The organism is Brevibacillus sp. HB1.4B, assembly GCF_013284285.1.
GTDB lineage: Bacteria > Bacillota > Bacilli > Brevibacillales > Brevibacillaceae > Brevibacillus > Brevibacillus porteri.
In genome coordinates this window covers 337,193-362,056 of sequence record NZ_JABSUT010000005.1, presented here as the reverse complement: position 1 = coordinate 362,056, position 24,864 = coordinate 337,193, and the positions used below count along the sequence as shown (strand labels likewise).

Annotated in this window: 24 protein-coding genes; 6 read left to right on the top strand and 18 right to left on the bottom strand. The window is 46.8% G+C overall.

Features of this window, described 5'->3' with window-relative positions:
* Positions 1 to 13: 13 nt before the first annotated feature.
* The 11 genes from HP398_RS15135 to HP398_RS15085 all read right to left on the bottom strand — a co-directional run bounded on the left by HP398_RS15135 (position 14) and on the right by HP398_RS15085 (position 11,135).
* The gene (locus tag HP398_RS15135) at positions 14 to 865 is read right to left on the bottom strand and encodes an AraC family transcriptional regulator (protein ID WP_173622994.1); all 852 of its coding nucleotides are present in this window, start codon (positions 863 to 865) and stop codon (positions 14 to 16) included.
* A gap of 134 nt (positions 866 to 999) precedes the next feature.
* On the bottom strand, positions 1,000 to 3,012 hold the full coding sequence (locus tag HP398_RS15130; protein ID WP_173622993.1) for a peptidoglycan D,D-transpeptidase FtsI family protein: 2,013 nt from the start codon (positions 3,010 to 3,012) through the stop codon (positions 1,000 to 1,002).
* 11 nt (positions 3,013 to 3,023) lie between these two features.
* Positions 3,024 to 5,075 carry a penicillin-binding transpeptidase domain-containing protein gene (locus HP398_RS15125; protein WP_173622992.1) on the bottom strand — a complete coding sequence of 684 codons (2,052 nt, stop codon included), beginning with the start codon at positions 5,073 to 5,075 and terminating at the stop codon, positions 3,024 to 3,026.
* Positions 5,076 to 5,245: 170 nt separating this feature from the next.
* Entirely contained in the window at positions 5,246 to 5,938 is a 693-nt protein-coding gene (locus tag HP398_RS15120) for an FHA domain-containing protein (RefSeq protein WP_173622991.1), read from the bottom strand.
* A gap of 229 nt (positions 5,939 to 6,167) precedes the next feature.
* A complete protein-coding gene (locus HP398_RS15115) occupies positions 6,168 to 6,497 on the bottom strand; it encodes a cupin domain-containing protein (protein WP_173622990.1) in 330 nt (109 codons plus the stop codon).
* 135 nt (positions 6,498 to 6,632) lie between these two features.
* The gene (locus HP398_RS15110) at positions 6,633 to 6,869 is read right to left on the bottom strand and encodes a hypothetical protein (RefSeq protein WP_069848545.1); all 237 of its coding nucleotides are present in this window, start codon (positions 6,867 to 6,869) and stop codon (positions 6,633 to 6,635) included.
* Between the two features lie 96 nt (positions 6,870 to 6,965).
* Complete coding sequence (locus tag HP398_RS15105; protein WP_173620594.1) at positions 6,966 to 7,241, bottom strand: DUF2277 domain-containing protein; 276 nt, start codon at positions 7,239 to 7,241, stop codon at positions 6,966 to 6,968.
* A 115-nt stretch (positions 7,242 to 7,356) separates the two neighbouring features.
* On the bottom strand, positions 7,357 to 8,340 hold the full coding sequence (locus tag HP398_RS15100) for a helix-turn-helix transcriptional regulator (RefSeq protein ID WP_173622989.1): 984 nt from the start codon (positions 8,338 to 8,340) through the stop codon (positions 7,357 to 7,359).
* Between the two features lie 134 nt (positions 8,341 to 8,474).
* Positions 8,475 to 9,248 carry a GNAT family N-acetyltransferase gene (locus HP398_RS15095; protein ID WP_173622988.1) on the bottom strand — a complete coding sequence of 258 codons (774 nt, stop codon included), beginning with the start codon at positions 9,246 to 9,248 and terminating at the stop codon, positions 8,475 to 8,477.
* Positions 9,249 to 9,263: 15 nt separating this feature from the next.
* Positions 9,264 to 10,157, bottom strand: coding sequence for an AEC family transporter (locus HP398_RS15090; RefSeq protein WP_017251275.1), 894 nt, complete (start codon positions 10,155 to 10,157; stop codon positions 9,264 to 9,266).
* Positions 10,158 to 10,169: 12 nt separating this feature from the next.
* On the bottom strand, positions 10,170 to 11,135 hold the full coding sequence (locus HP398_RS15085) for a carbohydrate kinase family protein (RefSeq protein WP_173622987.1): 966 nt from the start codon (positions 11,133 to 11,135) through the stop codon (positions 10,170 to 10,172).
* A 253-nt stretch (positions 11,136 to 11,388) separates the two neighbouring features.
* Here HP398_RS15085 and HP398_RS15080 point away from each other — a divergent pair, with 253 nt between their 5' ends.
* The gene (locus tag HP398_RS15080; protein ID WP_173622986.1) at positions 11,389 to 13,554 is read left to right on the top strand and encodes an insecticidal delta-endotoxin Cry8Ea1 family protein; all 2,166 of its coding nucleotides are present in this window, start codon (positions 11,389 to 11,391) and stop codon (positions 13,552 to 13,554) included.
* Between the two features lie 85 nt (positions 13,555 to 13,639).
* Here HP398_RS15080 and HP398_RS15075 read toward each other — a convergent pair whose 3' ends face one another.
* The 4 genes from HP398_RS15075 to HP398_RS15060 form a co-directional block, all read right to left on the bottom strand.
* Positions 13,640 to 14,623 (bottom strand): glutaminase, encoded by a 984-nt coding sequence (locus tag HP398_RS15075; RefSeq protein ID WP_217368716.1) that lies wholly within the window; start codon positions 14,621 to 14,623, stop codon positions 13,640 to 13,642.
* A 19-nt stretch (positions 14,624 to 14,642) separates the two neighbouring features.
* The gene (locus tag HP398_RS15070) at positions 14,643 to 16,064 is read right to left on the bottom strand and encodes a M20 family metallopeptidase (RefSeq protein ID WP_173622985.1); all 1,422 of its coding nucleotides are present in this window, start codon (positions 16,062 to 16,064) and stop codon (positions 14,643 to 14,645) included.
* 25 nt (positions 16,065 to 16,089) lie between these two features.
* Complete coding sequence (locus HP398_RS15065) at positions 16,090 to 17,322, bottom strand: MFS transporter (RefSeq protein WP_173622984.1); 1,233 nt, start codon at positions 17,320 to 17,322, stop codon at positions 16,090 to 16,092.
* A 234-nt stretch (positions 17,323 to 17,556) separates the two neighbouring features.
* Entirely contained in the window at positions 17,557 to 18,855 is a 1,299-nt protein-coding gene (locus HP398_RS15060) for a hypothetical protein (protein ID WP_173622983.1), read from the bottom strand.
* 170 nt (positions 18,856 to 19,025) lie between these two features.
* Between HP398_RS15060 and HP398_RS15055 the strand changes: the two genes are divergently transcribed.
* Positions 19,026 to 19,550 carry a DinB family protein gene (locus HP398_RS15055; RefSeq protein ID WP_173622982.1) on the top strand — a complete coding sequence of 175 codons (525 nt, stop codon included), beginning with the start codon at positions 19,026 to 19,028 and terminating at the stop codon, positions 19,548 to 19,550.
* Between the two features lie 191 nt (positions 19,551 to 19,741).
* A complete protein-coding gene (locus HP398_RS15050) occupies positions 19,742 to 20,995 on the top strand; it encodes an MFS transporter (RefSeq protein WP_017251283.1) in 1,254 nt (417 codons plus the stop codon).
* Between the two features lie 78 nt (positions 20,996 to 21,073).
* Here HP398_RS15050 and cuyA read toward each other — a convergent pair whose 3' ends face one another.
* A complete protein-coding gene (cuyA, locus tag HP398_RS15045; protein WP_017251284.1) occupies positions 21,074 to 22,078 on the bottom strand; it encodes a D-cysteate sulfo-lyase in 1,005 nt (334 codons plus the stop codon).
* A gap of 134 nt (positions 22,079 to 22,212) precedes the next feature.
* On the opposite strand from cuyA, the gene HP398_RS15040 reads away from it, so the two are divergent.
* Together HP398_RS15040 and HP398_RS15035 are read left to right on the top strand one after the other, a co-directional pair.
* The gene (locus HP398_RS15040) at positions 22,213 to 22,416 is read left to right on the top strand and encodes a YgaP family membrane protein (RefSeq protein ID WP_017251285.1); all 204 of its coding nucleotides are present in this window, start codon (positions 22,213 to 22,215) and stop codon (positions 22,414 to 22,416) included.
* Between the two features lie 84 nt (positions 22,417 to 22,500).
* A complete protein-coding gene (locus tag HP398_RS15035; protein ID WP_017251286.1) occupies positions 22,501 to 22,992 on the top strand; it encodes a DUF2569 domain-containing protein in 492 nt (163 codons plus the stop codon).
* On the opposite strand, the gene HP398_RS15030 is transcribed toward HP398_RS15035, so the two are convergent.
* Entirely contained in the window at positions 22,944 to 23,690 is a 747-nt protein-coding gene (locus tag HP398_RS15030) for a Crp/Fnr family transcriptional regulator (RefSeq protein ID WP_173622981.1), read from the bottom strand. The two genes, HP398_RS15035 and HP398_RS15030, sit on opposite strands and share 49 nt — an antisense overlap.
* 109 nt (positions 23,691 to 23,799) lie before the next feature.
* On the opposite strand from HP398_RS15030, the gene HP398_RS15025 reads away from it, so the two are divergent.
* Positions 23,800 to 24,141 carry a DoxX family protein gene (locus tag HP398_RS15025; protein ID WP_173622980.1) on the top strand — a complete coding sequence of 114 codons (342 nt, stop codon included), beginning with the start codon at positions 23,800 to 23,802 and terminating at the stop codon, positions 24,139 to 24,141.
* On the opposite strand, the gene HP398_RS15020 is transcribed toward HP398_RS15025, so the two are convergent.
* Complete coding sequence (locus HP398_RS15020) at positions 24,138 to 24,755, bottom strand: DUF3267 domain-containing protein (RefSeq protein WP_017251289.1); 618 nt, start codon at positions 24,753 to 24,755, stop codon at positions 24,138 to 24,140. The genes HP398_RS15025 and HP398_RS15020 overlap by 4 nt on opposite strands.
* Positions 24,756 to 24,864: the final 109 nt, after the last annotated feature.

Sequence of the window (24,864 nt, the reverse complement as noted above, 5' to 3'; positions counted from 1 at the left end):
ATCTTGCTCGATTTCATGAATTATCTTGTCTCATATGCGTCTTGACGTATTCCGATGGTGATAGGCCAACGACTTTTTTAAACATCTTGCTGAAGTAAAACTCATCGTTATAGCCTACGCTTTGTGCCACCTCACGCAATCGACTCCCCGACAATCGGAGCAGCACCTTTGCCCGATTGATTCGAAGGTTTGTCATGTAATCGGAAAAGCTCACACCCTTTAGCGTTTTGAACATGCGTGAATAATAGCTGGGACTGACATTCGCCTTTCCTGCCAACATCTCCAGCGTGAGATTGAGCATATAGTGCTGGTCGACATACAGGATCGTTTCCTCGATGCTAGCCATCGTATTTTCACTGCTTTCAATCGAAGAAAAATCTTTCACTAGAATGTACAGAATGCGCTCGAATAACAATCTCTGCCGAAATTGCTCTCTCTCCTCATTTGACGCATAGCTTTTATGTAGTTCTTCCATTAAATGCAATACCTGCGAATGACTGCGTACACGGAAAGTCCCTTCCAGGGGAAAATTTTCTTTGCCCGGAACAAATACTCTCTCTTTCCCTGTTTCGTTTTGTTCGATCCAATAGGAGAATGCAATGAAGAAGACTTCCAGCTCTTTGTCTGGTTCCGTCCGCAAAGAAACGCTCGTCTTCGGCTTGATAAAAAACACATCGCCTGCTTCAACTACCTGTCTCTTCCCGTTCTCTCCCATTGTTCCTTTTATATTTTTGACAAACCCGATTCGATGAGAATGAGCAGGTGAGATAATCAGTGGATCATGGTTACGGCAAATCTCAAGACTGACGGTGTCGAGGGAGTAGATCATCTGTTTTAACTGTCGATAGGCTTCATTTGCAATCAACGGTGCTTCCCCCTCTCATATGCCTTCTATTATAGCTTGTTTCCGTTATCTGACGCATTATTTGAGGGTAATGGTAAATTCAAGAAGGCTGCCCGAAGTAGATCCTCGACAGAACCACTTCGAACAGCCTATTTTTATCTCTTAAATCCGATATGCTTGTCATACACATCGTATACAGAACGTGAAATGATCGCAGCCGATCTTCCCCCATAACCACCCTCAGGAACGATTACGGCTACTGCCAGGACAGGATCGTCGACTGGGGCATACGAAATGCTCACACCATTCGTAATGCGGCGGTGCATTTTCCATCTTGTCTTTTTCTGTCCGGTTTTCTCATCTGTCACCGTCACCGGTACATAAATATCTTGCTCAGATGTTCCTGTCTTTGCAGCTACCTGAAACGGCATTCCTTCATACGCACGGACTGCCGTCCCCCCTGACTTCGTCACCAGCACCATGCCTTGCTCTAGAATGTCCCAATATTTATCTGGGTGAGGAAAGGTACTCATGGTTTTTGGCGTGTACGTTTTCACCAGTTTTCCTTCTGCGTCTGTGATCTTATCTACCATCTGCGGCTGCAAACGAACGCCTTTATTCGCTAATGTCGCCGCAAACTGTGCCAATTGCATCGTCGTTGCCCGAACTTGCTGCCCGAAGGAAGCTTGCACCATCGCTGCTAATGGTCCATAGTTTTCATCCATCACCAAATAGTCTTCTTTGCCCTTGTTTTCATTCGGCAAATCCACGCCAGTCTGAACCCCTAACCCGAATGCGTGATAGTACGATTGCAGCACGGCCGCTGACTCTTTTCCTTTTCGGCGGGACAATTCCTCCCCGATTCTCGCCATGTACGTATTCGATGACTTTTGCAGGGAAATCGCAGGGGTAATCATGCCATGCGCTTTGGAACTGTCGTTCTTAATTCGGTCTGTTCCACGTCCATAGTGATACACCCCTCCATCATTCCAGCGATCGGAGGGAGAGATGATACCTTCCTGCAAACCAAGCAATACCGTAATCGGCTTGAGGACAGACCCTGATGGCACAATGGAACCCGGATGCTTGTACCCCTCCTGGATGGCCGCCTCGCCCGTTAATGGCCTCGTATCGTATGGCGCTTCCCGAATCGTCCCATTCGTCACCACCAGCTTGATCTCGTCATACGTTTTTTGATCCGGCCCCTCAATCCATACGTTTGGATCGTATTCCGGATAACTGACCATCGCGACGACCTTGCCTGTCTTGACCTCGACTGCCACGACGTACGCTCCCTTTGCTGCCCTCGCCTCAGGGATGGATGCACGCATCTTCGGAAGAAACTCTCGAATCGAATCCCGGATATCTAGTTGGACCCGTTGATCAATGGTGAGATACACATGATTGCCTGGGACGGACGGAACTTCCTCCACTTGCTTGACAACTGTCTGATTTGCTGCGACCTCATACATCCGGTAACCATTGCTCCCGCGAAGCTCTTTTTCGTAAGATAGCTCAATCCCATCGAACCCAACTAACTGGTTCGGTAAATACCGCGTGCTCTCATCCTTGTAGGAGGCGAGCTTCACATTTTCAGCAATATGAAAGGGCCGGACATACCCGACCGCCTGTACGGCGATTTGCTTGGGATCGTATTTCCTGATCGGTTTTGTCACCACTTCAATCCCCGGCAAATCGCCGCGATGCTCACCCAGCACTGCGATTTCTTTATCTGTCAAATCCACCTTCAACTCTTTTTCCAAATAACGCGGCAATTGTCGTGCCGCTTCCACATAATTGCCTTTCTCGTAGGCATAGCCGACATCCATCTTTTTTAACAGCGTGGCCTTGTCGACGCTCAGTAATTTCTCCAGCTTTTCCACCAGGGCAAAGTACGCTTTCTTCCCCATGACCTCTTGTTCACGGAAGACAGCGAGATGGGAAGGCCGACTTTCGGCAATGACATACCCGTTGCGGTCATAAATGTTTCCTCGCATAGCGGAAATGTAATCTTTTTTATACGATCTATCTGCCAGCTCATTTGCATAATCGCTCCCTTGCTGGATTTGGATTTGCGCTAATCTCAAAATAATTGCCACAAACATAAGGAATACGACGATATAGACGATTTGCAGTCGTTTTAAACGATCACTTTTTGCTTCCTTCATACTTACTCTCCCTACTCTTTCAGTACCTTCGTGAAAATCCGTTTGATACGTGCATCGAGTACATGACTGCCACCCCGACCACGGACATCTTCGATCATCATGGTAACCAGCAAACGCGGATCATCTACATTAAAAACGGCGTACCATCCGTTTTCCAACCCGATCTCGCCCTTTTTCTGTTTCAGCTCAGCTGTTCCAGTCTTGCCCGCCATGCGAATACCAGGCACCCGTGCTCCTCGTCCAGTGCCGCGCGGGTCTTCCATAACCTGTATCAAATGCTGCTTCACCGTGCTCGCCACATCAGCAGGTATGACATTCGTCTTCCAATACCCGCCTTTTTTGTCTTCCTGCAACAGTGATGGATAAATGATATTTCCGTCATTTGCAAAAGCACTGTACACCAACGCGAGGTGTAGCGGTGTCATCGTTACCTCGCCCTGACCGTAACCGGAGTCTGCCAATTGAATCTCGTTTTTGAAACTGTCGTTATACAGCTTCGATTTGTCCAGTGGATATGGAATCGGGAGAGCTTCATGGAACCCAAACAACTCGCTCTTTTTCACGAATGGCTCCTCCCCCATGGAGAGCGCCGCTTTCGCAAAATAAATATTGTCGGAGTACACCAATGCTTTTTCCAAATTGACAGGTCCCCCGTAATCGCTGACCCGCGTTACCTCGTATCCACCCCAGGACGCATCCTTTTGCCAATGCAGTCCACGGACGTGGATACTGTCCGTAGGGGTAATCGCTTTTGACGCAAGGCCAATCGCTGCCGTGATCGGCTTGAAGGTGGAGCCCGGCGCAAACCCGCGCGCGAATCGATTGAGAAGCGGCTTTTGCGGGTTTTCATTCATTTGCTTCCATTCTGTTGCCGACATACCAAGCACAAACGCATTCGGATCAAAGGACGGAGAATTGACGAGGGCCAGTATTTCCCCGGTCTTTGGTGAAATCGCCGCAGCCGTGCCTGCTTCGTTTTTCAGCTCCTGATAAATCGTCTTTTGTACTTCGGCATCTATGGTTAATGCCAGTGGCTGTCCTTGCTTGGCGAAGCGTTCCGCCACGGTCTTTTTTTCCGTACCATCTGCATCCGTAATGACGATACGCCCACCTGCACTCCCTCTTAGCTGCTCCTCAAAAATCTGTTCCAGTCCTGATTTGCCAATCACATCAGACGTTTTATAGCCCTGATCCTTTCGCTTCTCGTACTCTTCCTGACTGATCGCTCCTACATAGCCAACCAGATGGGCAGTCGCGTCCTGATAAGGATAGTAGCGGACTTTCTTTTTGTGCAATTTGAGCCCTTCTGTTTTCTCTAATTGTTTGATGCGTGCATCGTCCTGCGGCAGCGTGGCGATCCGGATAAACTTGGTCGACTTGCTTGTCGTAGCTTGGACCTTCGAGGTGAGGTCATCCAACGGAATGTGCAAAAGCTTGCTGACCTCCATTTTCCCGGTCTGGGAAGCCTGGCTCCATTCTCCCGGATTTATCCCGATATCTACCACGACACGCTCTGTTGCCAATGGACGCCCTGCCCGATCCGTGATTTCACCTCGTTTGGGATACACCGTATTGGCTCTAACTTTGTCCCCTTCTTTCATTTCTGGAAGAATAAAAGAAGGATTCCAATGAATGTACCAGTCCTCCAAGTCATTCTGCGTTTCTTTGACAAGCGTTGCTTTCCCTGTAAAGGAAATCGGTTCAATGAACGTTTCCATCGTCAGCCGGTAATGAAAGTTGATCTGCCCATCCTCCCCTAGGATGACGTCGCCATTGTACATCGGCTCGACCGCAATCGCTTTGGCCTCGATTCCACCGTAAATGTTTTGGTAACGCGAAACGAATTCATCTTTACTAATGGTCTTTTTTGTATGTAAAGAAAGCTGCTCGTACATGTCAGAGAATTTCTGTTCTCTCCACTTTGTCGTATACGCGGTGAATGCTGCCTTTGCCCTCTCGCCATCCGACTGCGTGGTGTCCTTCCAAAAGTCCCAGAAAAGATAGAAAAACCCTGAAAGAACAATGACAAAAACCGTCCAAAATACTATCCATGTCTTTTTCACTAGTCGTTCACCTTCCCTATCACACGATATTACAGTCGGGTACCATAATATATGGAAAAAATATGATGGCAAGATGAGACTATTCTCATAGGACGATGATAAGTGTCAGACAGTTACATCAAATGCAAAAAAAACACAGGAAATTCATCCTGTGTCTGTCGTACTGCTTACTATTCTTCCCACATGTAACCGAAGCGCGGGATCGTGGTGACGTTCTCACCATATCTGCCCAGCCGCTTACGCAAGCGATAAACGAGAGCGTTGATCTCGGCTCGCCCAACATCTGGGACGCTGCTCTCCGCATTCAGCAACCGCTCCGGCCAGACCAGTACCATGATTTCATCATAGCTGACCGCCTGATTCGCACGTTGGTACAGAAGCATGAGCAAGTCCATATCTTTTCCGGTCAAATGGATTCTCGCACCATCGAGACGAATTTCTCTGCGTTCCAGATTGATGACCAAGCCGGAAGTGGAGGTAGTTTCTTTTGGAATCATCAAAGGAAATGAGAACTCCCGCGTCACATCCATCTCGCTACCCTCTGCGAAAAATATCATCTCTACCACGCCTCTAGCCAGCGTAATATGATCACCGTGATAAAGAAAATGCGGTGCTTGCTGTATCGGCATTCCGTTCACTTCTGTCCCGTGCTTGCTTTGCAAATCTGAAATCGTATATTGGCTATTGATTTTCCGTATCACTGCATGCCTTCTGGAAATATACGGACTAGAAAAAGCAATGTCTGGTTGTAATTGATTGCCTCGTCTCCCAATCGTACACTCTTCCTTATGTAGAAACTGACGCTTCTGAAGCTGCTCGGGGTCTCCTTTTTTAATCAATACATATATGCCGTCGTCCAACATTCATCACCTCGAAAAGAGTTGGAGCTATCTGTATTTATTACATAGTAAATTACGCATAAGTCAACACTTTTTTCTATGAGCCGAAGCTCAAAAAGCAATCTTTTTGAACATATATTAATAGCAAAAAAGCCACCAATTGTCCAGCCTACGAAAGTGACCGGTCGATTGACAGCTCTATATCATCACTATCCGCGAACGAATAGCGCTCGATTTTTCTATGTTGATCGTCTTAGGAGCAGCGCTTGAGAGCAGCAAATTTTTTCGGTTCAATCGCCAGTAGATGACAATCGCCATTCGGGATAAACAGCTTGTAGGAAACTCCCTTTGGCACAACGATAAACTCTCCGGCTTCCACCCATATATTACGCTCGTGGTACATCAGCAGCAGTCTGCCTTTGACGACAAACAGCAGTTCATCTTTCTGGTCATTTTGTTGCCAAGGATACTCACCTTGCAGCTTCTCTAGCGTAATAGACGTATCATTCATCTCTCCGACAACCAGAGAGCCCCAGGAATCTTGCAAGCGTGATAGATGTTGTGCGACGTTCACTTTCTCCATGATGATCCTCTCCCCTTTGCACTCTACGATAATATAATTTGCAGGAGAGAGACATAGTAGCGAAATGATAAATCATCTCATAAGAAGATGATAAGATGCTGAAATTTCTGACTGAACAGAGGATAGTGCCATAAATTAATCGGAGAAGTCCCGAAACAGTACATCCAACTCCTTCTCGTCGTACATGTCACCGTCACTTATAAATTTTTCGATCTCTATCGTACCGTCCTCCATCATCTCGATCTCCCATCTTTGACCAGGGACAGCTACCTCGATCATGATGCTTTCGCTCCTAATTTTACTCAAGCGATAAAAAATATGCCGCTCCTCCAATTTGTTTAGCAAGTCGTTCAACTCATGTAACCGCTCCATAGGCTCACCCCCGTATTGATTTTCCTGCATAAGAAAAAATGGGCAGTCGCCCTAATGGACTGCCCCTAGAAAAGACTGTTTGTCTTTATCCTCTCACTACTCTGTCGTGCCAAACCGTTTGGCGTTTCTCGCGCGAGCACGCTCGATTTCGACTTCTCGATTGCGTGGCTCTGCATTCGTCACCAGCGAATCCAAGAGATTTTTCGCAACATCGGAGACCTCTTGGACCGCGCGGTGAAAAGCCTCTTCATTTGCCTTCGAAGGCGTGTTGAAGCCCGAGAGCTTTCGCACGAATTGCAGGGCTGCTGCTTCAATCTCATCTTCTGTCGCGGGTGGATCGAAGTTGAACAAGGTTTTGATGTTTCGGCACATAGCTTACACCTTCTGTTCCCTTTTTTGTATCATTCTACTATACGTGATCGATGAATCCTAGATGAGAGGAAACGGAGTGAGGATGACGAATTTCACGGTTTGGCGGATTGTAATACTAGCCGAATCTCCCCCGCTTCACTTCGGAAGGATTACATCCATACTGCTTGCGAAACGCCTCGGAGAAATGACTGAAGTTGGAGAATCCTACGATGAGTGCAACCTCACTGACATTCAGATTCCCCTCCCGCAGCAGTCCAAGCGCTTTTTCCAAACGCCTTTCCCGCAAATAGGCAAATACACTCGTCCCGAACTCTTCTTTGAAGCCGATCTTCAGCTTGTATTCATTGAGCTGTGCCATACGAGCCAGTTCAATCAGAGAAGGCGGAGACTCCATATTTTCGAGTAGAATGTCACGGGCGTTGTGAATCTTTTCCCGATCACTCCGGGATAACTGTGACCTCGGTCGATTCTCTTCCCGCTCGAACAAAAACGTATCCAGCGCCGACGACACAATCTCAAGAATCTTGCCTTCCGTATGCAATCTCCGCAACTTCAAATGGGAAGATGAAAAATCGTTCAACTGCTGGAGCATCCGAGCCATATTCGGTTGCAACGGCATCCGAAACAGACGATAGGCCTGATTGCCAAGCAGTCCTTGAAACGAATAAGCTGCTCCCACATCGCTTTCCGCCACCCATTCATTAAATTGCTCTACGGAAATACCTATGCCAACAGATCGATGAGGAACATCTGCCCGGTACATAAAATGCGCATGAAAGTCGTTCATCAATTGAAGGGAACAGCTCCCAGGCAAAAACTCGTGCTGACTTCCCGAAACGACGAACTCCCCACTCCCCTCCAAGCAAAAGCTGAGCTCCACCATGGCTGCCTGCGACTGTAAATCCATGACGCGGTTTTCCTGAAGGGAGTAGCTGGATTCGACCAGCTCCAATCCCGGTCGAGGAATCACTCTCCGAAAGTAGCCATCATTATTCGTCAGTGTATACCGATTCGCTTCGGACACAATGCGATCACTTTGTGTAGAGGGCAATGCATTAATATAGCTATCGTATATGGAATGTACAGTTGCTTGATCCATGACCTTCTCCCTGCCTAACCATACGTAGGATAATCTTGCAAATGATTCTTATTCTCATAATAGTGACACAGGCGACTATCTGCAACTACAAAAGCTGCCCCTCAGAGCAATGGGCAGCTTCCTTTTCCACGATACTATTTATACTCAAAAAAACATGGATAAGTATAGGCGAGAAATTCAAAGCCTTTTTTCTCCAAAATCGGTCGGCTCATCGGACTCGCATCCACCATCAAAAGCGGATACCCACGCTCGTGCGCTACTTGTACCCGTATCGCTACGAGTGCCGTATAGTAGCCTTTATTCCGGTAAGCAGGCAGCGTTGAGCCTCCCCACAGACTGCCAAAGGACGTCCCCTCATGTAGATACATCCACGCTGCGCTCACCGCTTGATCGCCACTGTATGCCGCGTACACGAGAAGGTGCTTAGGATCTTCGGCCAAATCCTTTTTCAATCTCGCGGCCAACTCCGGATTCGCACTGCCCCATACTTGCTCTTCCAGTTGCATAATGTCATCGATGCCTGCCGAATTGGTGATTTGGCGAATCTCAGGAGGAATGCTACGGCTTCGCATGTCCTCTGCTTGCGCCACATCCATGACCAACAGCGCTTCTTCCTCTCCTGTTGTAAAACCATGCGCCTCCAACCGTTCGAGCAGATTCGCAGGCTGATCATAATCAAACAGCTTCCATTCAAAAGACTGTTGAAGGCTTGAGAAATACTCGATTTCGCGTGCGATGAGCTCCTCTGCATTTGCCTCAGACATTCGGGAAAACAAGACTGTTCCCGGCTCATCTGAGAGAGAGACGTGGCGAACAATATGCTCGGTCTCTTCGCGTCGAACATTCGGATAGTTCATCTCCACTCTCATCTCTTGATCGTACAGTCGTAGTAACTCTTGTTTGTGCATGTTTATTCCTCCTATTTAGTGCAAAATGTTCAGCAAAAACGTTAATGTACCTATACTGATCACCGTCGTAACCAACACGCTGCTGGAGACGAATTGTGGACGCATGTTGAATTGGATCGCATAGATCGCAGTAGTTGCGGCAGAAGGCATGGCTGCCAGAACGACCAGCACCTTTTGCAGCAGCGGATCAATCGGGAATAACAGACAGATGAGGTACGCCAAAAGCGGTGACGCCACCAACCGAATGACACTCGCAGCACTGAGTCCCTGCCACTCTAGCGCTTTGGTAGATACATTGGCGAGCTGCATGCCCAAGATGAGCATCACAACTGGAATCGCCGCCTGTGCAACGAGATCAATCGCCTGATAGTAGCTTTGCGGGATGACGATTTGCAGCTGTTGCAGCAAAATCGCGAGAACCACAGCGTAATTGGACGGCTGCTTGAAGATCGCCTTGACGGCCGTCCCCATCCCATTCCCTCCTCGGGAGGCAAAATACACGCCGAATACGCCCATCATGATCGAATGGAAAACCATAATTTGCACCGCATACGTAAAGCCAGCCTCTCCGAAAGCGAACAAAATAATCGGCGTCCCGTAGTTGCCACTGTTCATGAAGGCGGTCGCGAGCATCAGTGCGCTTTCCTGTTGTTTGTCGTATTTGAACAATCGTGCCGTCAACTGCGTAATCACAACGAGAGCAGCCAGCAGAAGCAGCGAAATCACGACGATATAAAATAATTGCAAGTCGAGCTGTGTTTTGTAAAAGGTACGAAAAACGAGCGCCGTCGACAAGATGTAAATCGCCAGGGAAGAGATCGGCTTCAAATCCATTTTGAAAATGCGCTGCAAAATATAGCCACTAAGAAAAATGAGCAGGACAGGCAGGATGACCTCCACAAATATCATGATTCTTCCCTCCTACCGTGCTGCTTCCATGAAGCTTTTGACCTCAGACAGCGTAGGCATGGCGGGAATGGCACCTGATCTCGTTGTCGTGAGCGCACCTGCGGCATTAGCAAAGCGAACCATGCCCTCTAACGTCGCTTGTGGGATATCCAGCATACTTTCCCCCTCCTCAAGAAGCTGATAGAGCAGCGCGCCCACAAACGCGTCTCCCGCTCCAGTCGTATCGATCGCGGTTACTTGAAATCCACCGACTATACCGAAGTGATTTCGAATACGGTAAAAACATCCCTTTTCCCCCAACGTGACAAAAACAGCTTGCAGATCATATTGCGCAAGCATCCACGCTGTCGCTTCTATGACGTCCTCGCTCCTCATGAGAAAAGCCAGCTCTTCCTCGGAAAGCTTGACGATATCAGCCTGCGCCATGCCTTTGAGGGCCATAGCCTTCGCTTCCTCCAGATCAGCCCATAAGGACGCTCGAATATTCGGGTCAAATGAAAGGAGCCGCTGATGCTTTTTCGCGTATTCGACTGCTTTCCAGGTTGCTGATCTGGCTGGCTCTTGCGTCAAAGACAACGTACCAAAATGAAAAATGGCTGCCTGTGCAATCAGCGCCTCGTTCACGTCTTGCTCCCGCAGCATCATGTCTGCACCCGGATTGCGGTAAAAGTGAAAAGAACGATCGCCTGTCTCATCGAGATGGACAAACGCCAACGTCGTAGGCGCTTCCTCCGTGAGTACGAGACCTTCTGTGCCAATATTCTGTCGGTTCAAGGTCTGTTGTAAAAACCGCCCAAACACATCGTTTCCCACCGCACCGATAAAGGAAGTCCGCTTCCCAAAGCGCGACAAAGCGGCAAGTACATTGGCAGGTGCTCCTCCAGGGTTTTGCTCAAATGCAGCGCTGCCTGGCTTTTCCTTCTGCTGTACAGGTGTAAAATCAATCAATAACTCGCCACATGCAACCACATCTACCATGTTGATTTCCTCCGATGACCGTGATAGCTCCAGTATGTCACAGGTTCTTTTTTTTGCCAATGAAAGCCAGCGACTGTATGTTGCTGTTTGCGTATGGGATTGGAGTCACTTTGTCTATTTTCCAACGAAAGATTGCTATCGGAATGCATCGAAGTCCTATTAAAGCGGAAACTATACGAATATATACCGAAATGTTAAAATTAGGAAATTAGCCAACGTATTTTTTATTTATGAAAGAAGGGGGAATTATGCAATGCAGGAAAAAAACCTTTTATCAACTGGTCCTTATAACACACTATCGACATCTGCTTATCAACAGTTGAACAATCTATCTAACAAAGCAGACGGATTGGATTGGGAGCAATTATTAAAAGATGTTTGGCATGATGTTTACAATGGACAAATTACACAAGATTACCTTCTGCTTGCAACAGACAATAATATCGATTATCGTGCCTTAGTCACGACTATATTAAGCTATGCTTCTTCCTTTGTTCCTTTTGTAGGGCCTGTAATAGGCTTTTTTATTCCTATTATGGATTTAATTTGGCCCCCCTCACAACCCGATTTATTTGATATTTTGCGTCAGCAGATTCAAGATTTAATTAACCAAGCGTTAACAACAGACACATTGAACAAATTAGAGGCACTGCTACAAGGTTGGAAAAATGAACTAGATGTTTTAGCTACAGAAGTCAAGAATTTAACCGATCCGAAGACCTCCACTATAGGGAGCACAGTTAATACGATTCACCTCCAATTCGTTCATGATATACCCCAATTTACACTAAAAGACTATGCAGCTTATGCACTTCCTTTATATGTTCAAGCAGCAACCATGCATCTAGGCCTTTTAAAGGAGGCCATTTCTAAACAAACAGATTGGGGAATTAGTGATTCAGATAAAACTAACTTTCTGACTTATCTAAAACAGTGGATCGTGAAGCATAGCGAGAATGTTCGTACTCTTTTTACAACAGGGTTACAAAACATACAGGATGATAAATCTAGTCAAATTAGTACCGCTGGCTTTATCTACACGTCAACATTATATGGGTTTGATATTGCTGCATTATGGCCTACTTTTGATAAATGGCCTACTAATGACAGTCCGGAAGTTTACTCGGCACAAACAGATATAGAACAAACGAGATTCTTATTTTCTGATCTAGTAGGAAGGTTTGATTGGAGAGGCTATCCATCCGCTGGTGATCCAAGTACGTACCTGTATGGAAATTTCCCTGGTGAACTGACTCAAATTTCAACGAGAACATGGGATCGAGTGGATCAGATTCAACAAGTATTAGATAGAGGATACAATCAATCACAAACATATACTTACGGCGGTTCCGGTGGAGCTGCAAATGACCCTATCAACATATCAAGAGACAATCCTTTAATTGGAGTAACACCACGGGTTATGAGTCCGTATGTTGGAATCATGATGGATTTTGCAGATGGGACTAGTATTACCAATGGAGGAGAATATGGATATGACAAGAGAGTTGTAGCACCTGATAACCATAAAGTTCATTTTGTCTTTCCATGGACAGATGAGCTGGGTGGCCAAGATGCAGTGATAAATGCCTTTGTTTTCAAAAATCTATATTCCGAAAATGTCATAGGCCAATCAGATCCAACAACAGGAGTAGTTACGATTAAAGGAATTCCAGCTGAAAAAGGTTATATTGAGGATGGGAGCTCACTTAACGTTGTACAGGAAAGATTGAACGGGACCAACGCGGTTCAACTTCCACTGGGACCTTCCCTCATTGTACCTATTACAAATAAACTAGCTGGTCAGTATCACATTCGTGTACGTTATGCAAACCCTTCAGATTCAAGCATTGATATTTGGCAATCAGTTAATGCAGGAAATCAGAGTCTTCAAGGCGGTAATTTTACATTTCCAAGTACCAAAAACGTTCAAGATCAAGGATACGTGCCAGGACAAAATGGAAACTATAGGTTGCTTACAATATCTCTTCCTGATCCTATCTCCCTACCTTTAGGAGAGATCGATGTACGTCTCGGACAATACACCAGTCAAACGCAGGGTAATCTGTTTATTGATCGGATTGAGTTTGTTCCAGTTCAAACTCCTGTAAATTTATTTTCAGGCCCATACTACCTTTATGCTCCGGATGGTTATCCTTTTTCACAAACTCTTTGGAATGGTAATACAATTAACAGCCGTATTTCTATAGCAGGAACCGCAAATTCTTCTAGTGAACCAGCGGTACTCCAATTTTATCAAGGTTCAACATTGCGAAAAGAAATTCCTATACCTGGTTCAGGTCAAAATTACAATTATCCTAATACATCCATTCCAAATGGTTTTAATAAAATTGTACTTCACACAAACCAAAGTGCTGGTAAAGGAATAAGAGGAACAATGACAATTTCCTTGAGTAAATAGTTGTTTATAAATGAATCAAGGTACAATGGACAAAAAGAAATGGCTAAAGATCCAGACATGATCTGTGATCTCTAGCCATTTCTTTTTAATAGATCGTCAAATCCCACGCACTTGCCATATGCTTGAGCAGCGCTACCCCTGCTACGCTGTTTCCGTACTGGTCAATAGCAGGGCCATACACACCGATTCCGCAGCCGCCAGCAAAAGGCAGCTCCCCAGAACGCCCACGCGGAGGGACGGCAACCATAATGCCTCCTGACACGCCGCTTTTCGCTGGCACACCCACAAAAGCAGCAAAATTGCCGGAAGCGTTGTACATGCCACATGTAACCATCAGTGCTTTGGTCACGCGAGCCAGCTCTTTTTCGAAAAGCTGTTCCTTGCGTACCGGATCATAGCCATCATGCGCCAGGATCAAGCCAATTTTCGCGATGTCCTCTGCCGTTACCTCGAGTGAGCATTGCCGGATGTACACGTCCAAAGCATCCTCTACCGGACAGGCCAAAAAGCCAGTAGCTGCGAGATAGTAGGCGAGGGAGCGATTGCGGTTGGCTGTTTGCCACTCGGAGTGATAGACTTCCTCGTTGATCTGATGCTTGCGTCCTGTCATGCCCTCGACCATGTCTTGAAAAGAGCGAAATTTTTCCTGGACTCCGTTCCCCTGCAACAAGGAAGACACCGTAATGGCTCCCGCATTGATCATGGGATTAAAAGGCCTTCCTGGCTTGTGCATTTCCAGCCGAACCATCGAATCAAATGCGTCTCCAGTAGGCTCTACATCCACCTGCTCCAATACATTTGCAATCCCGTGGTGCTTACATGCTGCCAGAAAGCTGATGACTTTGGAAATGCTTTGCAGGGTGAAAGGAGCATCGTAGTTGCCAGCCCTGCTAATTTGTCCATCTGGTCCCATCACACAAATCCCTAGCTGTGTCGGGTCAGCCTCTTTCAAAGCAGGGATATATGCAGCGCATTTGCCCTTACAGGACTCCCCGCGATATTGCTCGATCCATTGTTCCAAGCAGTCTGTCTCGATCGTTCTTGTTTGCTGCGCCACTTGTCTAACCAACTTCCTTTTCACCTTCGATTTACGCTTTTTGAGGTGGTTGAACATCGTCCGGAATGAGCGAGAAGTATTCTTCCCCTTCCAAACGTTCCTGCAATTCGGCTTTTGCCTGTTCAATCAGTGCCGGGTTTTCCATTGCCTCGATCGCTGTAGCAGCCATAACTTTACCTGCTTGCAGCATCCCTTTGTGTGCAATTGGCATAGCCCCCTGCGAGACGACCTGCCACGTATGGAAAGGCGTTCCCAGTGCCCAGCATGTCGTCATGCATTGCATCGTCGGAACCTGCCAGCTGACATCTCCCACGTCCGTAGACCCAGCAAGCGTAAACTCGTGCGTAGAAAGTGGCCCGATCACATCCGCAATCGCTTTGTCCTTCAGTTGCTTCGCTGTTTCACGATCCAACCCGAACAACGAAGCCCTCATATCCTCGGCTGTTAACGTTGCCTGAATTTGTTTGGCATATTGCTGATCTGCTTCATCGTACGTAGGCACGCCGACTTCAACCAGATTTTTGTGCATGAGCTTCGCCAATACCGTATTCGGCACCAGATCAGAAGCTGTCCCCTCAAACACCGCTTCCATGGTGGTTCCCGTCATCAAGGCGGCTCCTCGTGCGATGTCGTAAACTCTTTCATACAGTTCCTTCACTTGCTGCTTTTTCGGAGCGCGAATCAAGTACACGACCTCTGCAAACGGCTGGACGACGTTTGGCGAAATTCCGCCTGTATTCGTAATCGCGTAGTGAACCCGTGCTTCCGGAATCATATGCTCTCTCATGTAGTTCACGCCGACATTCATCAGTTCGACCCCATCCAACGCACTTCGTCCCAAATGCGGTGCTGCTGCTGCATGTGCGCTTTTTCCGTGGAACTGAAAACGAACAGAGTAATTCGCAAGCGAGCTGATGTTCATGATGCTTGGCGCTGTCGCAGGATGCCAGGAGAGCGCAAAATCTACGTCAGCAAACATGCCTGCCCTAGCCAAATACGCTTTCCCAGAGCCAGCTTCTTCAGCTGGACACCCGAAATAACGGACCGTTCCTGTTAAGCCTGTTTTCTCCATGTAATCTTTAACAGCAACCGCTGCTGCCAGCGCGCCGGCACCTAAGAGATTATGTCCACATCCATGCCCATGACCATCAGTCACAATCGGATCATGGTTGATCGCGCCTTTTTTCTGGCTCAAACCTGCCAGTGCGTCGTACTCGCCCAGGATGGCTACGACAGGCTTGCCGTTTCCAAAGCTGGCAACAAAGCCAGTCCCCAGTCCAGCGATTCCTTTCTCCACTTCAAAGCCCTCTGCTGCCAAAGCTTGACACAAGTACTCGGCAGAACGATGCTCCTCGAAGTAAATTTCTGGTGTTTCCCAAATTTTATCGCTAACGCGAATAAGCGCGTCTCTTTTTTGTTCAATTAACGCAGAAATGATCTCGGTTCTGTTCATTTCATACGCTCCTTTCTCTAAGTGTTCAGGCGGATGCACTGTCGGCGTTTTGCTGCAACAGCTCGCCTTTTTCATAGTTCAACGATAATAGTGCGCCAATGCAAATGACCGCGAAGCCGATCAGCATCCAGAACGCTGCATCAAATGAACCGTTAAACGCTTCTACAATAAAACCAATCGCCATTGGCGTGATAAAGCCAGCTAGCTGTCCACCTGTATTCACGATGCCCATCCCTGTTCCCGCTACGGCAGCCGGAAGATTTTTCAGGACAACAGATGGCAACAGAATGATCACAAAGGAAAGGAACAGCGACACAATTGCTTGGTACGTAATAAACATCGTCACGCTCGAAGCGGTAAACATGAAGTACAAGAGCACTGCGACTACCACACAGGAGAGACTTCCAATAATTTTTTCGCGACCTTTTGGCAGCTTGTCCAGTACATAGCCGCTCACATAAATACCGACCAACGTAGCGAAGCCTGGAATCGTTTGCAGCCAGCCGAGCGAAATCATATCCAGTCCGCGTACCTTGCTCAAGTAAGTCGGCATCCAGGTTACAAGACCCCAGTTTACTGCATAAATGCTAAAGTAAGCGATTAACAGACTCCATAGCAAAGGCGTTTTTAACAACAAGGACACGGAGCTTTTTGGTTGCTCGGAGCCATTCATTGTATTCGTTGTAGACTCATCTTGCGGAAGTTTAATATGGCGCCAGTACAGGAAAGCAATCACGGCACCAACTGCACCAATGACGACGAACATGGTTCGCCAGCCCATATTTTGAATCATCCAAACGGATAAAATCGGGGAGAAAAGCCCAACAATGGCACTAGAGGAGAGCATCACAGACATTGCTCGCGAGCGTTCCTTTACAGGAAAAATCGTGGCGATAATCTTCGAGCTGGCTGGTTGGAAGCCACCTTCACCAATCCCGAACAGAAAGCGGATAAGGATCATCGAAGCCAAAGACCAAGCAGCTCCGGTCAATCCTGTAAAAATAGACCACATGACAACGGATGCGATGAGTACTTTCCTGGAACCAAACCGGTCTGCCAGCCAGCCTCCAGGCATTTGCATGAGTGCATAGCCAGCAAAAAAACTACTGAGCAATAATCCCGTGGATGAAGCACTAAGCTGCAAGTCTTCTGTGATCGACAAAATGGCATAGTTCATAACGTATCGATCCAGGTTCCCTAATGCCCAGCCCAAAAAGAGTAGCGCTAAAATCCAGTTTCTCGTGCGTGCTGATACCATATGTGTGGATACCTCCTTCTAGATGCATTACTAAGCTAGTCTTTCATTTTGGCGAAAGCGCATTCATCTCGTTCGATGACTGACGATCCGCGCAAATATGGTCCAGCCCCCTTATTTACCGCATATATTACGACATGTCGTTATATATACTCTACGAAATGTTGAGACTATTGGCAACGGTTTTTTTAACAGTTTGATTTCTTGGCAATGAAAAAAGCACCCGTAGCAGGGTGCTTACAAAAGTCGGTATCGTTTGGTGGGTCTTCCTCGCGTTGATTGCGATTCTTCCCCGGAGCTTTCCGCAAGCTCCACCGCGCACAAATCCGCGACGATTCGCTGTGCATTTCGCTCGCTCATTTGCAAATACTTAGCCAGATCCTTTGTCGTGAAATCGGTCCAACCCATTTTTTGTAGCAAGGCATCGAGCTTTTTATAGCTTTTGACGCTGATGTTCCCTTTTTTCAGCTTTTCCAAAATCTCATCATCATCGGCACGATACGAGTAGATGAGCTCCTCTTCCTGACCGACCCACTCTACGATCGTACCGTCATCCTGAATCATGACGATATCTCGTGTAGCTTTTTCCTTTGATTGGCGCAGGGCTCGGTGGGCATTCATCTCGGCTGCAAACGCAGTCTCTCCGAACCCGATTCCGACCGCGACCGTCGTATCCGCTTCCTTCGCCAAAAACTCTACGGTGTTTTGCAAGGTAGGAATCTCCCTGTGAATGGTTCCGCGCGTACTGAAGATGACGTATCTGCCATTACCTTGCTCCAAAAGCGATCCATCCACTTGCTCGCACAGCTTGATCAAGGCTTCTTTTATACGCAGCTCCAAATATTGTAAATGATAGGGGGTCTTCGCGCTTTCCTTGATTCTGTCGAATTGCTCGACCTCGATCATTTCGATCCCGATTTGTGTATCCTTAAAGTAGGATGTGCGTACTTTCTCGACAAACACGCGGACTGTTTGATGAATGTCCATATTACTAGGAGAAATCCAATAGGCCGGGATACCAGCATCTACTAACGATTGATAGACAGTTGGATAGCAGGTCATCGCAGCATCAATCTTTTTCTTGTTCCATAAATCGAGATGAAATGCCAGCAGCTCTTGCGGATCAATCGTAACCTCAAATATCTTCATGTATAGTTGGCTCACGGATATGCTGCTGTTGTACAGCGAATCTTCCATGAACTTCGTAGATGAGAGCATATCGACACTGACCCGATCCAAAAGCTCTCCCCGTGTGTACACCATTTCCAAAAAGCCTTTATAGATGCTGGATTCCGTCGGAAAAATATGTTCCATCCGCTTATCGTCTTCCAGGACATTTTTGGCAATCAAGTACGGAAGTGGTCCCGAAAATAGCCAATGATCCACGTACTGGTCATTTTCCAAGACGATTTTTTCTGTTTCTTTTGTTTCTGTATAGATATAGGGAATAAAATTCATCCCTTCATCGAATTCCTTGGCAACCGCAAGAATTCTCTCTACCGATTGCTTGGGACCCACCACGCCGATTTTAAACATCCATCAATCCAACCTCTGCCCTCTATTTATCGAACCTTGCCTACGACCATTCTATACGTATTCTCTGGCACAAATCCACCCTTCGCCACACAAAATGGGCAGGACTATGCGAAACGAAAGAGAAATGCTGGGAGAATACTACGGGTTTCCATACCGAAAGGAGTCGTACGATGAATTTTAATCTGAACCAAGCGATTGAGGTTCTGGAGCGTACACCGCAAACATTGGAGTATTTTTTAGTAGGCTTATCGGATGGATGGTTACAAGACAACGAAGGGGATGCAACCTGGAATGCCACCGAAGTAATCGAGCACTTGACCCAGGCTGAGAAAACGAATTGGCTCCCGCGGCTCGAAATGATTCTTCAGTATGGGGAAAGCAAACCCTTTCCTCCTTTTGACCGTTTCTCTCACTTACATGAGACTTCCGAAAGGTCGTTCGCACAAAAGCTCCAGGAATTCAAAACACTTCGAACAGAAAATCTCGCAAAATTACAAGCACTCGTAGAACTGGAAAAGAATCTCGAATTAACAGGGATACACCCTGCATTTGGCGTAGTCAAGGCAAGAGAGCTGCTCTCTTCATGGGTGGTTCACGATTTAACCCATATGGCGCAGATTGTGCGGGTCTTGGCCAAGCGGTACACGGCGGATGTTGGACCTTGGCGTGAATATTTAGGTATCTTGAAAAAGTAACGCTTGGTTCTCCATATTGCTAACTTAAGAAAAAAGTGATACGATTTATGGTATAAGATTCCATAAAAGAGCTCTCGGAACTTCCCGGAGCCTGATTATTGATGAAGGGTGACCCTCGTGAATAATCAGGCTCCTTTATGTTTGTAATAGGGCTACTCATCTGGCCTATTATGGAAAAGGGAGTGACGAGAGTGAACGAGATTTTTCGCAATCGCAATTTTCGCAAGCTGTTTCTTTCCAATTTGTTTTCAGGCTTTGGCCAGGGGATGACCATGATCGGGATATCTTGGTATTTGGTAGAATCCACAGGCTCAGCCAGCCTACTTGGTTCCACCATGCTTCTCTCCTCGATAATGACACTGCTCATCGGACCTTATTTTGGTACATTGATTGACCGCTTTTCCCGCAAGGCCATTCTACAGCTGGAACAGCTAGGAGGCTTCTCGGTTCTCGCTCTTGTAGCAGCTTGGGGATTTTGGGGGACTTATCAAGAGTGGATGATGGTACTCGTTTTTTTGGCGTCGATGTTCATGTTTCAGGTTCACGAACCTACACAGTCAGCCTTCATACAGGAAACCTTTGAGCAAAAGCACTACAATGTGATCAATTCTACCCTGGAAATTCAAAACCAGACCGCTTTGGTCCTCGCAGGAGCTTTCGCAGGTTTGCTATTGGGGAAATACGGACTACATATAGTGTTGATCCTTAACACTTTGACCTATCTGATCGCTTTTCTCTCCTTAACCGGAATCGATTATGTGTATACACAAGAAAAACAAGTAGAAAAATATCTCCGAACATCCTGGGTGTCACAATTTCAGCAAAGCTGGATCTATATCAAAGAAAAACGAGGGTTTATCGTATTCGGAATTGCTGCGCTGATACCATTCCTCGCCGTTATGCTGACGAACCTGCTTAACCCTATCTTTGTTAGCCAAGTTTTGGGGGAAGATGTGGCGATCTATTCCATGGGAGAGGTTACGTATTCCATAGGCGCAGTGCTGGCGGGATTTCTTCTTACCTGGTTTCGTGGAAAAATCGGTGCTTTTCCTTATATGGTAGGGAATTTCATCTTGATGGCGATTGCTCTTGTAATGACCGTTGTGATCCCAATGGGCTCGGTTTTTGTGTTGCTCTCTGCGTTTATGGGCTGGTGCAATGTATCAACCAGACTGATCCGACAGACCATCTATATGGAACTGCTACCTAATCGTTTTATGGGCAGGGTCCTGAGCTTCTTTCGGTCGATTGGTACATGCATGCGGCTGTTATTACTCGCTCTATTTACTCTCATACTAGATTCAACCGGCGCATCAGTCGGCTACCTTGTATTGGCAGGTCTTTTGGTAACGGCCACACTAGGAATCGTCTTTTCCATGCGTATGCTGATGCAGCAGGCAGACACCCCCGATGTTGTGGCAGACCAAGGCACTGTGAAGCACTAAGTCTGTCAGCTTTCCTATAAAAAGACAGCGGTAGCTATGGACGTGAAAGTACATCCTAGACTACCGCTGCCTGCTACGCTATTTGGATGGCAAAAACAGCTGCGGAACGGTATACAGCGCTGGGGAACCACCTGTATGCAGGAACAATACGTGATCACTCTTGGTAAAATGCCCTTCGCGAATCAAGCCGATCAACCCTGCCATCGCCTTTCCGGTATAGACAGGATCGAGTAAAATTCCCTCTGTTCGAGCGACCAGCCGAACGGCTTCGATCATGCCATCCGTCGGAATCGCATAGCCTGGCCCGACAAATCTGTCGTCGCAAAGCACAGCTTCTGCTCGTATGTCCCCTTGCAAACCGATCCGTGCAGCAGTACTGCACAGCAAACCCATCACCTTGGCTTCTTGTGCAGCCCGATCTCGGCTGACATTGATCCCGATTACTTTTGTGTTGGACTGACGCGCCATAAAACCGGCAAGCAGACCTGCTTGCGTACCGCCACTTCCCGTTGCCGTCACGACATAATCGTATGGAGTCATCGTTTCCCAAGCCTGCTGCTCGATTTCTTCTGCACACGCCATGTACCCCAAAGACCCGACTTCGTTGGAGCCTCCTACCGGGATCAGATATGGTTTTCTGCCTTGTTTTCGCAGACTTTCAGCGAGCTCTTCCATAGCTGCAAGCAAATCTGCCTCTGCGGGAATGACCTCGATTTTTTCTGCTCCGAGCAAGTGGAACAACAGATGATTGCCACTCGCTTGCGGTTGGTAGTCCCCCGTCTCAGGCGCGGATAGCACGAGCTGGCAGTGCAGACCTTCGCGAACTGCCGCCGCCAGAGTCAACCGGCAGTGATTGGATTGGACAGCTCCACATGTAATCAACGTGTCTGCCCCTTGCTCGATTGCCTCTGCCACCAAATACTCCAGCTTTCGCGTCTTGTTTCCCCCTGCTGTCAAACCAAGCATGTCGTCTCGCTTGATAGAGATGCTCGGTCCGCCTAACTCCTTGGACAGTCGCTCCATTCTTTCGATTGGTGTAGGTCCGTGTGTGTATTTTCTGCGATGGTAACGGATTTGGTTCATGCTTTTCTCCCCTTCTGCTTGGCGTTTGTTTTGGGAAAAACCTTCGCGTTATGTGACTTTGTTACATGCAACCAAAAAGTACTCCGGTACAATAAGTCTCATCAATCACAAACACCATAACCGGAGGGATAAGAATGAAAAACGTCGGTCGTTTTGATCAAATGTTTCGTTTCGTTGCTGGATTAGCCTTTCTGTCCTTGTTCTTCTTTCTGGAAGGAGGCTATCAATACCTTTCGTTGATCGGCATTCCGCTCCTGTATACAGCCTTGACCAAACAATGCTTCTTCTATCGTATCTTTGGGATTAACTCTTGCCAACTTCCTTCGCAAAAATCGTAATTCTTGCAATTGACCTTACCTCTTTGATTATATACCATTATCTAGTATCGATATCATTCTGATCAGAGAGGTAAGAAAACACGAATGAATGTCCAAACAGAAGCAACTGTAACGAAGCCAAAAGGATTGGGCGGCTGGTTAATCTGGCCGACCATTATTGTCGTTCTCAGCCCACTTTCCTTGCTTGCATCCGTTATCGGCATATTTCAAGATCATGCTGAAGCAATTGAAGGGCTCGCACCGTTTATGGAGCAAAGCCTGTCATTCACTTTGTATTACTACGGCAACATTTTGTTAGAGATAGGGTTACTCGTATTTTCATTGACCCTTCTCGTTTTCTATTTCCAAAAAAAGAAACGTGCTCCACATTTATTTATTGGCCTGATTCTTTTTTATATCACATTGAACATGATTGATTTATTGGCTTGGGCGAGCTTTGACAGTCTTTTCGGAGACACCATTCAGTTTGTCACGCAATCGGGACTAAGTTTGCTTCATACTTGCATCACCGCGATGATCTGGATTCCCTATTTCCGCTTGTCCAAACGAGTGAAGAATACGTTTGTGAATGAGTGAGGGGCAAGCGCTTCTCTCAATCGCTCCCGATGCACCCATAACGGCTTGCGCAATCCCGCCTTCTTCACCATGCCTTCTACTGTTAGCTCATGGAACGTTTCTGTTACGGTCTCACGAATACACCCCATCATCGTCGCCAGCTCTTGATGCGTCAGGTTCACTGCCAGCTCGATCCATTCTGGTTCATCAGCCAGGCTTTTTCCCCCATATTTCTCGGACAGCTTGCCCAGCAAATACAGAAGACGCTGTCGGACACTTCCATACGCCATGAGCTCCATCATTTCTTCAACCTCTTGCAAACGATTCGAGACAATCTCGATAAAATGCAAGGCAAGCCTCGGTTTCTCTAGCATCAGCTCCTCAAATTGTCCTTTATCAATCGAACAAATCACCGAATCTTCCCACGCTTCGGCGTACATATTGGTTGAACTAATCGTAAACGAGCCGATCTCGCCAAACACATGGCCTGTCCCGAGCAAATCAATCGTTAGCTCTTTGCCGTCAGCCGAAAGCTTGTATAAACGAACCTTCCCAGCCTTGATCAAAAACAGCCTTTTCTGCTCCATGTGAGGGGAGGAAATTAGCGTTCCTTTTTTGACCACTTCCATAGGAGTCGCCGGTTCCAATTGGGCTAGCTCCGCTGCACTTAACGACTGAAACAAATTGATGCGGGATAAAAGCTTCTCCTTTTCGATCACGATGTACTTCCTCCTGCTCACTGTAGGCTGGACTACATATTGTAGGGATCACTCCCATTATACTCCTCGTAAGGCAATGGATTTCGAATGACCGAAGGAGTGTAAACGGTTGAACACATTCATCATGATTCTTTCACTGATGTTGGCTTTGATGTTTTCCATCTCTGTGTTACTGAAGTTTTTACGCGCAAGCTCTATGCTCCTACACTGGAAGGAATATGGGTACCCACTTTGGTTCATGAACGTGATTGCCTCACTTGAGCTGGTCGGAGTCATCGGTGTGATTAGCTCCTTTTGGTTTCCTGGAGTATTAACACTCGCTTGCACCTTGTTCACCATCCTCATGCTTGGGGCTATCCATGCCCATCTTTTCCGGGCAAAACATAAGCCCGTCATGGCGCTAAATGCGGTATTTATGCTTATTTGTTCGTTGCTTCTTCTTTGGCTTTAATCGTTTCCGAGCGCTTTCCAATACGTCTTCTGTCCGTTACTGATCAAGATCGCCTGTTTCGGAACTTGCTTCATCACCAGGAATAGATTCAACATATCGACTGATGAAGCGATAGCGTTTATCAAAATCAAAAATTTCAACATGGTAGTGAACAGTCCAAAAAAACCTAGAAGAAATGGCAACATAACCGACAGGATAATGAATGGGGCGATGGTAATCAGTATGTATCTTGATTTTGGAATCTTTTCTTCCGTTGCGACAAACCCTCCAAACAAGGTAAGCCCCATCCATGTTTTTTCTGATCTCATGAAATTAGGGATAAAAATCAAATGCAAGCATTCATGAAAAATAACCAATCCGAGTAGAAACAAAATCGCACGTAAGTCGATGGATATGGAAAAAGAGCCGGATGTCAGTCCCAATTCCTGAAAGGTTATTGGCGAAAAAATATAGATGATCCCATAGGCAATGAATGCATTAATCAGCATGAAAGGAATCGATAAAAGAGTTGCCCTGCCCAAGCTCTGTGGTTCTTTCAGGGGAACCCATTCATTTTTTATCAACTCGACATGTACATTTTCAAGATACTGTGGCAATTTGTTTGTGATTTTCATAATAAAACCTCCTTCCTTTCTAGTTAGACGTTCACCCTATGTGTTCAGTTTCATTGAGGCGAAGGAAATAAAAAAAGCTGTCTCCTGAGCTTCCTTGGAGACTAGCCTT

Bases quoted from the DNA above. Each gene is read 5' to 3' on its own strand.
- HP398_RS15130 (WP_173622993.1), bottom strand. From the start codon at position 3,012: ATGAAGGAAGCAAAAAGTGATCGTTTAAAACGACTGCAAATCGTCTAT.
- HP398_RS15120 (WP_173622991.1), bottom strand. From the start codon at position 5,938: ATGTTGGACGACGGCATATATGTATTGATTAAAAAAGGAGACCCCGAG.
- HP398_RS15115 (WP_173622990.1), bottom strand. From the start codon at position 6,497: ATGGAGAAAGTGAACGTCGCACAACATCTATCACGCTTGCAAGATTCC.
- HP398_RS15110 (WP_069848545.1), bottom strand. From the start codon at position 6,869: ATGGAGCGGTTACATGAGTTGAACGACTTGCTAAACAAATTGGAGGAG.
- HP398_RS15105 (WP_173620594.1), bottom strand. From the start codon at position 7,241: ATGTGCCGAAACATCAAAACCTTGTTCAACTTCGATCCACCCGCGACA.
- HP398_RS15100 (WP_173622989.1), bottom strand. From the start codon at position 8,340: ATGGATCAAGCAACTGTACATTCCATATACGATAGCTATATTAATGCA.
- HP398_RS15095 (WP_173622988.1), bottom strand. From the start codon at position 9,248: ATGCACAAACAAGAGTTACTACGACTGTACGATCAAGAGATGAGAGTG.
- HP398_RS15090 (WP_017251275.1), bottom strand. From the start codon at position 10,157: ATGATATTTGTGGAGGTCATCCTGCCTGTCCTGCTCATTTTTCTTAGT.
- HP398_RS15085 (WP_173622987.1), bottom strand. From the start codon at position 11,135: ATGGTAGATGTGGTTGCATGTGGCGAGTTATTGATTGATTTTACACCT.
- HP398_RS15080 (WP_173622986.1), top strand. From the start codon at position 11,389: ATGCAGGAAAAAAACCTTTTATCAACTGGTCCTTATAACACACTATCG.
- HP398_RS15070 (WP_173622985.1), bottom strand. From the start codon at position 16,064: ATGAACAGAACCGAGATCATTTCTGCGTTAATTGAACAAAAAAGAGAC.
- HP398_RS15065 (WP_173622984.1), bottom strand. From the start codon at position 17,322: ATGGTATCAGCACGCACGAGAAACTGGATTTTAGCGCTACTCTTTTTG.
- HP398_RS15060 (WP_173622983.1), bottom strand. From the start codon at position 18,855: ATGTTTAAAATCGGCGTGGTGGGTCCCAAGCAATCGGTAGAGAGAATT.
- HP398_RS15055 (WP_173622982.1), top strand. From the start codon at position 19,026: ATGAATTTTAATCTGAACCAAGCGATTGAGGTTCTGGAGCGTACACCG.
- cuyA (WP_017251284.1), bottom strand. From the start codon at position 22,078: ATGAACCAAATCCGTTACCATCGCAGAAAATACACACACGGACCTACA.
- HP398_RS15040 (WP_017251285.1), top strand. From the start codon at position 22,213: ATGAAAAACGTCGGTCGTTTTGATCAAATGTTTCGTTTCGTTGCTGGA.
- HP398_RS15035 (WP_017251286.1), top strand. From the start codon at position 22,501: ATGAATGTCCAAACAGAAGCAACTGTAACGAAGCCAAAAGGATTGGGC.
- HP398_RS15020 (WP_017251289.1), bottom strand. From the start codon at position 24,755: ATGAAAATCACAAACAAATTGCCACAGTATCTTGAAAATGTACATGTC.